At 75.7% G+C, this 13,226-nt stretch carries 12 protein-coding genes; 10 read left to right on the forward strand and 2 right to left on the reverse strand.

Translation table 11 applies throughout. From position 1 onward, the window contains the following. Positions 1–14: 14 nt before the first annotated feature. A complete protein-coding gene (locus VKZ81_RS21725; protein ID WP_324243479.1) occupies positions 15–2,660 on the reverse strand; it encodes a winged helix-turn-helix domain-containing protein in 2,646 nt (881 codons plus the stop codon). A gap of 90 nt (positions 2,661–2,750) precedes the next feature. On the opposite strand from VKZ81_RS21725, the gene VKZ81_RS21730 reads away from it, so the two are divergent. Beyond that, positions 2,751–2,960, forward strand: coding sequence for a DUF8691 family protein (locus tag VKZ81_RS21730; RefSeq protein ID WP_324243480.1), 210 nt, complete (start codon positions 2,751–2,753; stop codon positions 2,958–2,960). 11 nt (positions 2,961–2,971) lie between these two features. On the opposite strand, the gene VKZ81_RS21735 is transcribed toward VKZ81_RS21730, so the two are convergent. Continuing rightward, positions 2,972–5,584: a winged helix-turn-helix domain-containing protein gene (locus VKZ81_RS21735; RefSeq protein WP_324243481.1), complete on the reverse strand. Its 2,613-nt coding sequence runs from the start codon at positions 5,582–5,584 to the stop codon at positions 2,972–2,974. A gap of 191 nt (positions 5,585–5,775) precedes the next feature. On the opposite strand from VKZ81_RS21735, the gene VKZ81_RS21740 reads away from it, so the two are divergent. The 9 genes from VKZ81_RS21740 to VKZ81_RS21780 all read left to right on the forward strand — a co-directional run. Continuing rightward, positions 5,776–5,982 (forward strand): DUF8691 family protein, encoded by a 207-nt coding sequence (locus VKZ81_RS21740; protein ID WP_324243482.1) that lies wholly within the window; start codon positions 5,776–5,778, stop codon positions 5,980–5,982. Between the two features lie 111 nt (positions 5,983–6,093). After that, positions 6,094–6,630 (forward strand): hypothetical protein, encoded by a 537-nt coding sequence (locus VKZ81_RS21745; RefSeq protein WP_324243483.1) that lies wholly within the window; start codon positions 6,094–6,096, stop codon positions 6,628–6,630. 145 nt (positions 6,631–6,775) lie between these two features. Then, on the forward strand, positions 6,776–7,513 hold the full coding sequence (locus tag VKZ81_RS21750) for an IclR family transcriptional regulator (RefSeq protein ID WP_324243484.1): 738 nt from the start codon (positions 6,776–6,778) through the stop codon (positions 7,511–7,513). Between the two features lie 138 nt (positions 7,514–7,651). Then, positions 7,652–8,521, forward strand: coding sequence for a substrate-binding domain-containing protein (locus VKZ81_RS21755; protein WP_324243485.1), 870 nt, complete (start codon positions 7,652–7,654; stop codon positions 8,519–8,521). 157 nt (positions 8,522–8,678) lie between these two features. Beyond that, complete coding sequence (locus tag VKZ81_RS21760; protein WP_324243486.1) at positions 8,679–9,710, forward strand: ABC transporter substrate-binding protein; 1,032 nt, start codon at positions 8,679–8,681, stop codon at positions 9,708–9,710. After that, a complete protein-coding gene (locus tag VKZ81_RS21765; RefSeq protein ID WP_324243487.1) occupies positions 9,707–10,534 on the forward strand; it encodes an ABC transporter permease in 828 nt (275 codons plus the stop codon). Before VKZ81_RS21760 ends, VKZ81_RS21765 begins: the two co-directional genes overlap by 4 nt. Further along, a complete protein-coding gene (locus tag VKZ81_RS21770; protein WP_324243488.1) occupies positions 10,531–11,256 on the forward strand; it encodes an ABC transporter ATP-binding protein in 726 nt (241 codons plus the stop codon). Before VKZ81_RS21765 ends, VKZ81_RS21770 begins: the two co-directional genes overlap by 4 nt. 26 nt (positions 11,257–11,282) lie before the next feature. Further along, positions 11,283–12,182 (forward strand): ABC transporter substrate-binding protein, encoded by a 900-nt coding sequence (locus tag VKZ81_RS21775; RefSeq protein WP_324243489.1) that lies wholly within the window; start codon positions 11,283–11,285, stop codon positions 12,180–12,182. Next, positions 12,175–13,226: MFS transporter (locus VKZ81_RS21780; RefSeq protein WP_324243490.1), on the forward strand; the 1,052-nt coding region annotated here is incomplete at its 3' end. The genes VKZ81_RS21775 and VKZ81_RS21780, both read left to right, overlap by 8 nt.

A 13,226-nucleotide genomic window follows, 5' to 3' on the forward strand; every position in this document is an offset into this window, starting at 1 on the left:
GCGGTGCGAACGGCTCACAGCAGGTCCAGCGACCGGGCCCGGCCGACGGCCTCGCGGCGGCCGGTCACTCCGAGCTTGCGGTACAGGGCCCGCTGGTGGGTCTTCACGGTGTTGACCGAGACGTAGAGCTCCGAGGCGATCTCGGCGTTCGACAGCGTGCTCGCGAGGTAGCGCAGGACGGTCCGCTCCCGCTCGGTCAGCGGCTCGACGACCGCCGACGGGTCGGCCACGGGAACCGGCGTCCCGGACAGCTGCGCGAGGACGTCGACGGCGAACGCCGGCACGATCGTCCCGTGCTCCAACCGCCGCTCCAGCAGCGGCCTCAGGTCGATCACCTCGGTCAGGAAGGGCCGGCGCAGGTACCACGGAGCGGCCGCGGCGAGCGCGTCCTCGAGCCGCTCCACGGCGGCGGACCCGTCACCGGAGGCGGCGGCGAGCGCCACCTCGAGCAGCGCGGCGTCGACCACGCCACGCGGGTGCTGCTCGGGCTGCGCCGCGGCCCGGGCGGCAGCAGCCGCCGCCACGTCACCGAGCCGCAGGTGCAGGCGGGCGGTGGCGAGCGCCGCGGCGGTGGTGCGCGCCGGGCCGATCCCGTCGAGGATCGCGCGGGCGTGCTCCGCGTCCCCCAGGCCCGCGAGCAGGCCCGCCTCGGTCACCGACCAGCGTTCCCCGACCGCGCGGGGCAGCCGGCCGACGTCGACCTCCGCCGCGGTCGCGCGGAGGCCGGACAGCGCCTGTTCCCGGTCCCCCACCGACTCCCGGCGGGCTGCCAGCAGGAGCGCAGCCTCCGCCCGGACGTGCGGCTCCGGGGCCACGGCCTCGACGGCGGCCGTGCGGCCGAGCCAGTCGTCGGCCTCCTCGGGGTGGACTCGGTCCAGCGCGACGTGCGCCATGGTCAGGTAGGCGCCCACGACCTGCGGGGCGCGGTCGAGACCCGCCTCGGTCGCCATCCGGACGACGTCCAGCGCACTGCTCTGGGCCGGCCCCAGCTCCCCCCGCCGGCACCGGACGAGGCTGAGGTAGCCCGCCGCGTTCAGCCGCGGGAGCGGCCGGGGCTCGATCGGCGCGACAGCGGCCGCACCGAGGTCGCGCTCGGCGGCCTGCAGGTCCTCCGCCAGCAGCGCGGCCATGCCGAGGTGGTTCTCCACCAGCACCGGGACGATCTCGACGCCCGTGATGTCGAGGTCGGCCAGCGCGACGGGGTCGAGCGGGACCGACCGGTACAGGGCGACGGCCTCGTCCCAGTCGCCCTCGACGCGGGCCGCGGCACCGGCGGTCAGGTCGAGCAGGACGCGGGCGCGCGCCGCCCGGCGGGGGGAGAGCCCGCGGAGGCGGGCGCGGCCGCTCGCGAGGTGGTCGGCGAGCTCGGCGGTGGTGCCGTGCACGATGCGGGCCGCGGCGAGCCCGCAGGCCAGCTCCGGGTGGGCGGCGAGCGCGGCGCGCGGCACCCGCGACAGCTCCCGCTCCAGCTCCCGCGCCCGCCCGGAGAGAGCGAGCGCCACGAGGTGCCGCCCGACCAGGGCCGCGGCGAGCGGCCACAGCTCCCCCTCGACGGCGGCCCGGAGGGCGTCGATCGGCATGTCGTTGCGCTGGTACCACTCGGCGGCGCGCCGCCGCAGGTCCCGGCGGCGGCTCCGCGGCAGCGGCCGGGCCCGCAGGATGTCGGCGATGAGCCGGTGCAGGTGGTACCAGCGCCCGGGCCGGTCGACGGCCTGCACGAACAGGTGGTCCGCGGCGAGCCCGGCGAGGAGCGCCTCGCTGTCGCAGCGACCGGTCAGCGCGTCGGCGAGGTCGGCGCAGACGAGGTCGACCGCGCTGATCTCCTCCAGGAAGCGCACCAGGTCGGGCGGCTGCTGGTCGAGCACCTCGCTCACCAGGTAGCCCGCCACGCTGTGGTCGTCCCCGGAGAACTCCGCGACCGCCGCCTCGACGTCCGGCTGACCGCGCAGGTGCAGCGCGACCAGGCGCAGCCCCGCCGGCCAGCCCTCGGTGCGCTCGACCAACCGGCGCACCTGGGAGTCGTCGAGGTCCGCCGAGAGCATCCGGAACAGCTTCGCGGCCTCGTCGAGGCCGAACGCGAGGTCCTGCGCGCGCACCTCGGCGAGCAGGCCGGCGAGGCGCAGCCGCGAGAGCGGCCACGGCGGGTCCCGCCGGGTCAGGACGACCAGCGACAGCTGCGGCGGCGACCGCTCGACGAGCCCGACCAGCCCGGCGTGCACCTCCGGCGAGGTCACCACGTGCAGGTCGTCGAGCACGAGCAGGACCGGCGTGGCGGCGCGCCGCAGGGCGCACGAGACCATCCCCGGCGGGTCCTCGACGGGGTGCCCGCCCGTGGCGAGCGGGCGCAGGACGGCCCCGCCCTCCGGGCCGAGCACCGGGGTGAGCGCGCGGGCGACGGCGGCCCAGAACCCTGCGGCGTCGTCGTCGCGCGCGAGCCGCAGCCACACCGGTGCCCGGCCTCCGGCGCCGGCCGCGATCCACGAGGTCAGAAGCACCGACTTGCCCCAGCCCGCGGTCGCCGCGACCAGCATCGCCGGGCCGCGCGCCCCCGCCTCGAGCAGCGCGAACAGGCGCGGCCGCGGCACGACGTGGTGGGCCACCGGCACCGAGCTCCCCGCGGCGCCCGATCCGCCGCCCGGTTCGTCGAGGCCGTTCCTCATCCTCGGCGGACGTGCCCGCCTCACCCCGGTGTCCGCCACCATCTGGTCCTCGCGGGTCGGGTCCCGGCGGTTCGGGTCGAGGAGGCACGGGTGAGCTTCGAATGCGCGTTCCGGGTGCAGGGGCGGCTGAGCCCGGAGGTCGTCGCGGCCCTCGAACCGCTGCGCCAGGCGCGCGCGATCACCGAGACGGAGCTGCGCGGCGTCGTGTCCGACCAGGCCGCGCTGCACGGGTTGCTCGCGCGCTTCGACGCACTCGGCGTGGAGATCATCGAGTTCATCCGGCTCCCCTCGCCCGAGTGAAGCCGGCGATGCTATCCGGCGCTCCGCTCCGCGGACATGGGCCGTTCGACCGGGTCCACCCGCAGTAGCCCGCGCTCGTGCGCAGCGAGCACCGCGGTGCGCCGGGTGCCCGCCCCGAGCTTGTCGTAGATCGACCGGATGTGGCTTTTCACCGTGTTGACCGAGATGGTGAGGTCGTCGGCGATCTCGTCCAGGTTGAGCAGCGACGGCAGCCGGGCCAGCACGTCGCGCTCGCGGGCGGTGAGCGCGACGGGTGCGGGTGCGGGCCGCTGCATCGCGGCCAGCACGCGCGCGGTGAACCGACCGCGGTCGTCGTCGACGACCAGGCCGTCGACGAGCAGGGCGCGCAGCCCGGGTGAGGCGAGCACGAACGGGCGGACCACGTCGAGGGCGCGGGCCTCGTCCAGCGCGACCCGCAGCGCCCGGCGCGCCCCGACGCGGTCGCCGTCCTCGAGCGCGGCCCCGGCGACGACGAGCCACGCCTCCACCACGGTGGCGGGCCACGCCGGGCGCGTCGATCGGCGCAGCAGCGGGCCGACGGTCGAACGCGCGGCGCGGAACGCCCCGGCGGCCGACTCGCCCCATGCCCGGATGAGCAGGCCCTCGGCCCTCGTCCCCGGCCGGGTGGCGAGCCAGCTCGCCGCGCCCGCCGCGGCCGTGGCGTAGCCGAGCCGCAGGGCGATCCGGTGCTCGATCAGCGCCGACTCGGCGGCGAGGGCCGGAGGCAGGACCTGCTCGGCGACGTCGGCGAGCGCCTGCTGCAGCTCGAGCATGCCCGCGGCCTTCTCGCCCCGGTCGAACCGCGCGCCGCCGCGCGCGGCGTGCAACGCGAAGCGGACCACCGGGTCGAGGTCGACGCCGACGCCCAGCCCCGCGTCGGCGGCCTCCAGCGCGGCGTCGGGGCAGCCGCGCTCCAGCGCCGCCAGCGCGGTGACCGCGTGGGCGCACGCCGCCCAGCCGGAGCCGTCCCAACCGCCGTCGCGCGCCGCGGCCGTCGCCGCAGCGGCCGACTCCTCCGCCGCCCGCACGTCCCCCTCCACCCAGCCGACCACGGCGAGGAGGCACCGGCTCTGCACCTCGAGCAGGGGGAACCGGAGACGCTGGGCGTCGGCGAGCGCGGCCTGCAGGTCCGCCCGCGCGTCCGCGGGCACACCGCCGGCGAGCCGGGCCACCCCGCGGCCCGCGCGGACCAGCGCGCGCAGCGCCTCGTCGTGGGGTTCGGCCGCGGCGCCCGGCGGGCCGCACCCGATCCCGGCGAGCCGCTCGACCGCGGTGAGCAGCGCGGCGAGGCCGGGATCCGGGGCCGGCGCGGAGGCGCGCGCCGCCCGCACCCCGTCCGCGACGCCCGCGCGGTTGCCGCGCTCGAGGTCGAGGCACGCGGCGAGTGCGGACCGCCAGCAGGCGGCGCGCGGACCGTCGCCGAGGCCGTCCATCGCCACCCGCAACGCGGCACCCTCCCCGCGGGCCACGAGCGTCGCTGCCCACCGGCCCAGCAGGTCGACGACCAGCGCCGGGTCGCCCGCCTGGCGGGCGTGCCGGAGCGCGGGCGCGGGGTCGCCCTGCCGGTCCCACCAGCTCGCGGCCCGCCGGTGGCCGGCCGCGACCACCCCGTCGCCAGCCCGCCGCAGGTCCGCGAGGAGGTGCGAGCGCAACAGCGCCTGGATGCGGTAGTCGGAGCGGTCCGGCCCGGACGCGGTGACCAGGCCGGGGTCGTGGCACAGCGCGTCGAGGACGTCAGCGGCGTCCTCCCGGCCGCACAGCTCGACGGCCAACGCCGCCGGGACCGGGTCGGCGACGCTCACGCGCAGCAGCACGTCGCGCTGCACGTCGCTGATCCCGGCCAGCGCCTCCCCCACCAGGTAGTCCGAGACGCTGCGCACGTCACCGGAGAACTCGGCGACGAAGCGGCCGGGGTCGGGGTGGTCCCGGAGGGCCCGCTGCGCCAGGCGCAGGCCGGCCACCCATCCACCGGTGCGCCGGTGCAGGACGTCGCGGTGCTCGGGGTCGAGGCGCACGCCGCCCCTGTCGAACAGCGCGGTCGTCTCCTCCGCCGTGAACCGCAACTGCTCGGCGCGCAGCTCGCACAGCTCGTCGTCGAGGCGCAACCGCGACAGCGGCAGCGGCGGGTCCAGCCGGCTCGCGACGACCAGGTGCAGCCCGGTCGGGTGGCCCAGCACCAGCATCCGCAGCTGCTCCAGGACGGGGGCCGCCCGCAGCGCGTGGACGTCGTCGAGGACGAGGCGCAGCGGGTGCGGAAGCGCCGCCAGCGCGGCGAGCAGGTCGTCGAGGAAGTCCCGCTCGACCGTCGTCCGCGACACCACGAGCCGGTGCACCCGGTTCGACGCGGGCACGCCGCCGCAGCCGCGCAGCGCCGCGAGCACCGCGCTCCACAGCAGCCGCGGGTCGTCGTCCTCCTCGTCGAGCGACACCCACGCCGCCGGGACCTCGGGGCTGCGCCGCAACCAGTCCGCGAGCAGGAGCGACTTGCCGAACCCGGGCGGCGCGCACACCACCGTGAGCGCCTTGCCCGCCCCCTCGTCGAGCGCGCGGCGCAGCGCGGGACGCCCGACGAGGTCCCGCGGCAGCGCAGGAGGCGTCGTCCTGCCCGCAGCGATGCTGACCATCGATTCCCCTCCGGGCCGGCGCCCCGCTCCCGGCCGCCCGTCGGGCGACCGCCGACCACCGCGCAGAGGGTGACCGGCGCCCGGATGACACCGCCTCCTCCTGGCGGGAGGAGGCGTCATCCCGTGCGGGCGATGCGCCCACCCCCGCCCCGCGCGAACATCCCGGGCCGGAGCGTCCGAACGGAGGCGTCATGACCCCGAAGATGTACGAGTTCCGGGTCGACGGGTGCCTCCCGGAACAGGAGCGCGACGCGTTCGCCGACCTGTCCGTCGAGGAGGTCCCGGCGGGGCTCGTCCTGCGGGGCGAGGTGATCGACGAGTCCCACCTGCACGGCATCATCGCCCGGTTCCGGTTCCTGGGCCTGACCGTCGTGTGGGCCGAACCCATCCGGGAGTGAGGGCCAGCGGGGCCGGTCCGGCGCGGAACTCGACCACCTCACCACCACGGAGGGTGCCGCACCGGCGACCAGTCGGAAGGGTGCACCCATGCCATCGACCGGGCGTACGCCGTGACCGCTCCGGAACCCCGCGGGCGCCGGGGCGGCAGCACCCTCACCCGCCTGCTGCGCGGCGAGCACCCGGGCTGGGCCGACGACCGCGAGCTCGCCCACGCGATCCACGGGACCGTGGTCGGCGCGGCCGCCATGGCCGCCGCCAGCGTCCACGGCACGTTGGGCGAGGTGGTGGTGACCGTCCTGGTCACCGTGTTCGTCTACTGGGTGGCCGAGCGGTACGCGCGCGTGCTGGGCGTGGCCGTCGGCGGGCGGCCGCGGCTGCACGTCGTCACGACGGTGCTGCGGCACGGCTGGCCCATGGTGGAGTCGGCCTACACCCCGCTCGTCGTGCTGGTCGCGGTCGACCTCGTCACGGGCAACCTGCGGGCCGGGGTGCTCGCCGCGCTCGTCGTGGCCACGGTGCTGCTCGGCGGCCTCGGCCACCTGGCCGCCCGACGGGCGGGCGCGTCCCCGCTCGTGGCGCTCGCGTGGGCGTCCCTCAGTGCGGCGCTCGGCGTCGTGATCATCGTGTTGAAGCTGTCGCTGCACTGACCGCGGCGTGCCGGGCGGCAGGCAGCAGCGGTTACCGTGACCGGATGGCCCGTGTCAGACGCCTCGCGCGCCGGGGGTGCCCGTGACGGCCGCCCGCGAGCGGGGGCCGGGCGCGGCCGGGCCGCGCGGTACGGAGATCCAATCGGTGGCCCGCGCCGCCTCGGTGCTCGGCGTGGTCGTCGACAGCCCGCACGGCCTCACCACGACCGAGATCGCCAAGGCCACCGGGCTCACGGTGAGCACCGTGCACCGGCTGGCGCACACGCTGGTCTCGGGCAACCTGCTGTGCCGCGACCAGGGCAGCGAACGGTTCCTCCCCGGCCCGCTGCTGCTGCGGCTCGCCCGCAAGGCGCTGGGGTCGTCGGGCGTCCCCGAGGCCGCGGACGTGCTCAAGGAGCTCGCCGACCGCACGGGCGAGACGGCGAGCATCGGCATGCGCCGCGGAGACGAGGTGCTGGTGCTGCTGTCGGTGCCCTCGACCCGACCGCTGCGCTACACCGGCCGCCCCGGCGCGCGGGTGCCGCTGCTGGAGTCGGCGCTCGGCTGCGCGATCGTGGCCTTCGGCACAGACCCGGTGGGGCAGGCGGCGGAGGTGCTCACCCGCGCGGGGCGCGACGGTCCCGAATCGTGGGCGAACGAGGTCGACCTGCTGGCCACCCAGTTCCGCGGGTACGCGGTGCTCGACGACCCGCACGACCCGGCGCTGCGCGCCATCGCTGCGCCCGTGGTCGGGGCGAGCGAGCACGTCCGGATGGCCGTGGAGATCCAGGGCCCCGCCAGCCGGATCCCCGAGGAGCGGTTCGACGAGCTGGGCTCGGTGGTACGGGCGGCCGCGGGCGCGCTGGAAGGGCTGCCGATCTCGATCGCGTTCGGCGACTTCTGACCGGACATTCCCGCCGCGCCTGACCGGACATTTCACGATGCGCGAATTGATCTCGCATCCTGCAAAAGAACCGTTGACCGGCGGATCGCGGCGTGCCTACTCTCGGCGCACCCGAGCGGGAGAGGAGGCGCAGCGCTGGTGAGCACGGACCGTGCCGGCGAGATCGTCGTCTCCCCGAACCACGTCGTCTTCGACCTGCCCGAGATCGTCGCGATCCAGGAAGGGCTGTTCGAGGCGGTCGGGCTGCGCGTCCGGTTCGCCGACGACGGCGACCGCTCCGCCGACTCGCGGCGCAACCCGGCGGCGCGGCACAAGGAGACGCTGTTCGCCACCGCGCGCGCCGACGTCTACAACGTGTGCGAGTGGGGCGGTATCGACCGCCTCGAGCGCGACACCCGCGGCGGCCGGATCGGCCACCTGCGCGCGGCCGTCGTCTCGCAGGCGCTGGTCAGCCTCGACGACGACCTCAACGAGCCGCACGACCTCGCCGACGTCCCGGTGTCGATCAACGAGTACACCGGTTCGCACTACACCGCGCTGCACCTGCTCGAGGGCACGGTGCCGCGCGAGCGGATCCGCCTGGAGCACGCCGGTCCGCCGGCGACCCGCCTCGACCTGCTGCTGGCCGGCGAGTCCCGCGCGACGATGCTGATGGAGCCGTACCTGAGCCTCGCGCTCACCCACGGCGCCCACGTGCTCGGGACCTACGCCTACCGCGGCTCCCAGGTCGTCGCCCCGCACCTGACCGGGGAGCAGCAGGAGGCCTACCGCACGGCCGTGGACAAGGCCGTCGACCTGATCAACGCCGACCGCGGTCGCTGGGCCGCGACGATCGCGGCCGAGGTGGACGGTCGCCTCGACCCGGCCGACCTGCGCCCGGACTACTACCGCTACACCCACATCGCGCCGTTCACCGAGCGCCGCTTCACCGAGACCTACGCCTGGATGCGCTCGTGGCGGCTCACCGACGGCCGCACCGGCTACGAGACCCTGCGAGCGCTGCGATGAACCTGACCAGGCGCCGCCACGTGGACCACTGCCGGATCAACGGCGGAACCTGTCCGGGCCGTTAGCCCGCCCCCAACCCCACACCCGTCCATTCCTGCGAGACCGGCCGCCCCGCGCCGGCCCGCCCCCGCACGCCCTCGTCCAGGAGTGACCCCCGATGCCCGCTCGTCCCCTGTTGCTCGACCGCCGGGCTGTGCTTCGCGCAGGCCTCCTCGGCGCCGCCGGTCTGGCCGGATCGTCCCTGCTCGCGGCCTGCGGCGGCTCCGGCCCCGACGCCGCGGGGTCGTCGCTCGCCGCCCGCGTCGAGGACACCCAGGCCGGCACGGCGGGCGCCGTGATCCGGCCGATCAGCGAGCAGCACGGCCTCGTCGGCGACCTCGACCTCACCTACGTGGCCGGCACCGGGCCCGGCGACGTGCAGAACAAACTGCTGTCCGGCGCGCTCGACGTGGCCAGCATGGGCCCGCTCGGCGCGGCCGTCGCCGCCGAGGCCGGGGCCGACCTGGTGCTGTTCTCGGTCAGCCTGAACAACCACGTGCGTTGGCTCGTGCCCGAGAACAGCCCCCACCGCACCGTCGCCGACCTGCGCGGCAAGAAGATCGCCACCCCGCCGAACAACAGCGACGCGTTCCGCTCCACCCAGCTCGCGCTCGCCGTGAACGGCAGCGATTTCACCGCCGACCACCAGCTCTTCCCGGGCGCGGTGCTGGCCGGGCTCGCCCTGTTCGACCGCGGCGACGTCGACGCCATCGTGACCATCGAGCCCAACGCCACCCGGCTCGTCGGCAAGGGGGCCCGGCAGATCGCGACCGTGGGCGAGCTGTGGGCCGAGGGCACCGGCGAGGATCCGAACACGCTGTTCCTCAACGGCCAGGGCGCGACCCGCGAGTGGGTGGACGCCAACCGGGAGACCGCCGCCGCGATCGCCCGGCTCCGGATGGAGGCGCACCGGATCATCCACGACCGCCCGGCCGTCCTCGCCGAGCTGCACGAGGCCTACGGCATCCCGGCCGAGGAGAAGGCCGCGATCGAGCTGCTGCCGACCCGCTTGCGCGACATCTACCCGCTGGAATGGGGCGAAGGGGTCTTCGCGGGCCTGCGCCACCAGATCGAGGTCGCCCAGCAGGTCGGCCTGGTCACGGCCGCGCCCGCGCAGGCGCCGTGGGTCGACCTGGGCGCCGCGGCATGACCGCCACCGACGTCCGCCCCGCCCCGGCCGCACCGGCCCCGGCGTCCACCGCGCCGCGGCCGCGGCGGCGGCTGCGCGGCGGCCTGCCCGCCCTGGCGTTCCTCGTCCTGCTGTGCGCGGCGTGGCAGGTCATGTCCGCGCTGCTGGACAGCGTCCTCGTCCCCGGCGTGCCGCGGATCGCGGCCGAGCTGGTCGAGATCGTGGTGGACGGGTCGTTCGCCGAGCAGCTCGGCATCACCGTGCTCCGGGTGGGGCTGGGCTTCGCGCTCGCCTTCGTCGTCGCGGTCGCGGTCGGCATCGCGATGGGGCGCAGCGAACTCGCGCGGCGGTTCTTCGAGCCCGCGGTGCTGCTCGGGTTGACCATCCCCGGGCTGGTGTGGGCGCTGCTCTGCGTGATCTGGTTCGGGATCGAGCTGATCAACCCGGTCGCCGCCGTCGCGCTGTCCTCCGCGCCCGCGCTGATGCTCACGATCTACCAGGGCACCCGCTCGGTCGACCCGGACCTGCTGGAGATGGCCCACGTCTACCACTTCTCCCGGGCCACCCGGCTGCGGCGGCTCTGGCTGCCCGCGCTCGCCCCGTCGCTGTTCGCGGGCGCGCGGCTCGGGCTCTCGCTGGGCTGGAAGGTGATCGTGCTCGTCGAGGTGTTCGGCATGTCCTCCGGCGTCGGCTACCAGCTCAACAACGCCTTCGCCGCGCAGAACGTGGCGGCGGTGCTGGCCTGGACGCTGCTCTTCGCGATCGTGATGGCCGTCCTCGAGTACGGGGTCCTGCAGGGCCTCGAGCGCCGGGCGGGCCGCTGGCGCAAGGCGGTGTCGGTGTGAGCGCGCCGGCCGCCACCCGGGTCCTGCTCGACGGTGTCGGCAAGACGTTCGTCGACGCCCGCAGCGGCGCCCGGCAGCGGGTCCTCGCCGACTTCTCGCTCGCCGTCGAACCCGGCGAGCTGGTGGCGGTGGTCGGCGCGTCCGGCACCGGCAAGACCACCCTGCTGCACATCGTCGCCGGGCTCGTGCAGCCCGATGCGGGCACCGTCGACGTCGGCAGCCCGCGGTTGGGCGTGGTGTTCCAGCAGCCGCGGCTGTTGGACTGGCTGCCGGTCCGGCAGAACGTGACGCTCGCCCTGGAGGCCGCGGGGCTCGACCCGGCGGCCGCCGACGACGCGCTCGCCGCCGTCGGGCTCACCGACTACGCCGGCTCCTACCCCACCGTGCTCTCCGGCGGGCAGCGGCAGCGGGTGGCCGTGGCGCGGGCCTTCGCCGTCGAACCCGACCTCGTGCTGCTCGACGAGCCGTTCTCCGCCCTCGACGAGCTCACCGCGCGCAAGCTGCGCCTGCTGCTGCAGGAGCTGTGGATGCAGCGCCAGCGCACCGGGCTGCTCGTCACCCACAACCCGCTCGAGGCCGCGCTCCTCGCCGACCGCGTGATCGTGCTCGCCGGCCGCCCCGCGCGGATCGCCGCGTCCTACCGCGTCGAGGCCGAGCGCCCCCGCTCCCCCGAGGACCCGAACCTGTTCGACCTGCACTCGCGCATCGTCGCCGCCCTGTAGTGCCCGGCAGTACGAAAGGAACCGCCATGACCCGTCCCAAGGTGACCATGGAGCTGCTCTCCCTGGTCTTCTCCCTCCCCCAGCTCGTCGCGAAGGACGAGGGCTACTTCGACGAGGAGGGCGTCGACGTCGAGTTCGTGACGAAGGAGTACGCCAGGGCCGGCATCTCGCCGCTGGAGGACCACGAGCTGTTGAGCTCGTTCGGTTCCACGAAGTCGCACTTCGAGTCCGGTGAGGCCTCGCTGTACCGGGCCTGCGAGTGGGGCCAGGTCCGCCGCTCGCAGGACACCACCGTCGGCGGGCGCATCGTGAGCAAGCGGGCGGCCGTCAACAGCCAGGCGATCATGGTCCGCCCCGACCACCCGGCCACGCACCCGCAGGACCTCGCTGGCAAGCCCGTCGCGGTCAACTTCCACCACGGCTCGCACTACGTCGCCCTGCAGACCCTGGAGGGGTTCCTGCCGCGCGAGGAGATCAAGGTCGTGCACTACGGGGGGCCGCAGGCCCGCTTCGAGGCCCTGCGCGACGGAACCGTCGAGGCCGCGGCCCTGATGGAGCCGTGGATCACCCTTGCCGAGAAGCAGGGGTACAAGGTGCTGGCCGAGGCGTTCTACGTGGGCGCCGAGATCGCGAGCCCCGAGGTCGACGAGGACACCTACGCCCGGATCAACCGCGCCGTCGTCAAGGCCGTCCGCAAGATCAACGAGAACCCGCGGCCCTACCTGCACCACCTCACCAACGAGATCCCGCCGGAGCTGGGTTCGGTCTCGCCCGACGAGATCCCGCTGGGCCGGCTGCGCTACGTCGACCCGGCGCCGTACCCGCAGGACCAGTTCCAGCGCACCTACGACTGGATGGTCTCGTGGGGCCTGATCGAGGAGACCAACACCTACGACAAGCTCGTGAAGAACCTGGTGGATGTCTGACGCCGCTGCGGCGCTCGTGCGGCCACGCCCGGTGGTCCGGGCGTGGCCGCTCTACGTCGGGGGGTTCCTCGGCCCCTACGCCAGCACCATGGTCACGCCGATGGTGCACGAGGTCGCCCACGGGCTGCGTTCCACGCCGGAGCTCGCCGCGGGCGCCGTGACCGCCTACATGCTCCCGTTCGCCGCGCTCATGCTCGTCTCGGGCACCCTCGCCGAGCGCTGGGGCCGGGCGCGGACGATGCGGGTCTCGCTGCTCCTGTTCGTGCTGGCCTGCGCGGCGTGCGTGCTGGCACCGAGCATGGGCGCCTTCCTCGCCGCCAGGGCGGCCCAAGGCGCCACCAACGCCTTCACCACCCCCCTGCTCGTCGCCGCGATCACCGACCTCGTCCCGCGGGCCCGGCTCGGCCGCGCCCTCGGTCTCTTCGCGGGCATGCAGGCCGCGGGGCAGGCGTCGAGCCCGCTGGTGAGCGGGCCGGCGGCGGCGGTCGACTGGCGGCTCGCGTTCGCCTTCCCCGCCGCGGTCGGCCTCGCGCTGGCGCTGTTCCCGCCGACGATGACCGCCCCGGCCGCCGACGGGCGCGCCCACCCGGCCCGGCCCCCGTCGCTGCGGGAGCTCGCCAACCGCGACCTCGCGACCGCGTGCGCGCTGTCGCTGCTCTGCTACCTCGGCGCCGTCGGGCTCACCGTGCTGTCGATCCTGCGCGCCGAGGAGGAGTTCGGGCTCGGCCCGTGGCAGCGCGGGCTGCTCGCGGCCGCGTTCGGCGTGGCGGGGCTGCTCGCCGCGCCGCTGCTCGGCCGCAGGCTCGACGCGCTGGGCCCGCGGCACACCGGCATCACGATGAACCTGCTGCTCGCGGCCGGGCTGCTGCTCGCCGCGCTCGGCCCGTCCCTCGCCCTGCTCGCGGTGGGCATCGCCGCCGTCGGGATCGCGGTGACCGGCCTGCGCACGACCGTCAACGCGGTGGCCGCCACGAGCGCCTCCGGCAACCGCGCGGGCGCCGCATCGCTCGCGCTGTCGTTCCAGTTCTTCGGGGGCGCGCTCGC

This window comes from Pseudonocardia sp. (genome assembly GCF_035305885.1).
Classification (GTDB): domain Bacteria; phylum Actinomycetota; class Actinomycetes; order Mycobacteriales; family Pseudonocardiaceae; genus Pseudonocardia.

Coding starts and splice junctions, on each gene's coding strand:
- VKZ81_RS21760 (WP_324243486.1), top strand. CDS start 8,679: ATGCCCGCTCGTCCCCTGTTGCTCGACCGCCGGGCTGTGCTTCGCGCA.
- VKZ81_RS21735 (WP_324243481.1), bottom strand. CDS start 5,584: ATGGTCAGCATCGCTGCGGGCAGGACGACGCCTCCTGCGCTGCCGCGG.
- VKZ81_RS21775 (WP_324243489.1), top strand. CDS start 11,283: ATGACCCGTCCCAAGGTGACCATGGAGCTGCTCTCCCTGGTCTTCTCC.
- VKZ81_RS21740 (WP_324243482.1), top strand. CDS start 5,776: ATGACCCCGAAGATGTACGAGTTCCGGGTCGACGGGTGCCTCCCGGAA.
- VKZ81_RS21725 (WP_324243479.1), bottom strand. CDS start 2,660: ATGAGGAACGGCCTCGACGAACCGGGCGGCGGATCGGGCGCCGCGGGG.
- VKZ81_RS21765 (WP_324243487.1), top strand. CDS start 9,707: ATGACCGCCACCGACGTCCGCCCCGCCCCGGCCGCACCGGCCCCGGCG.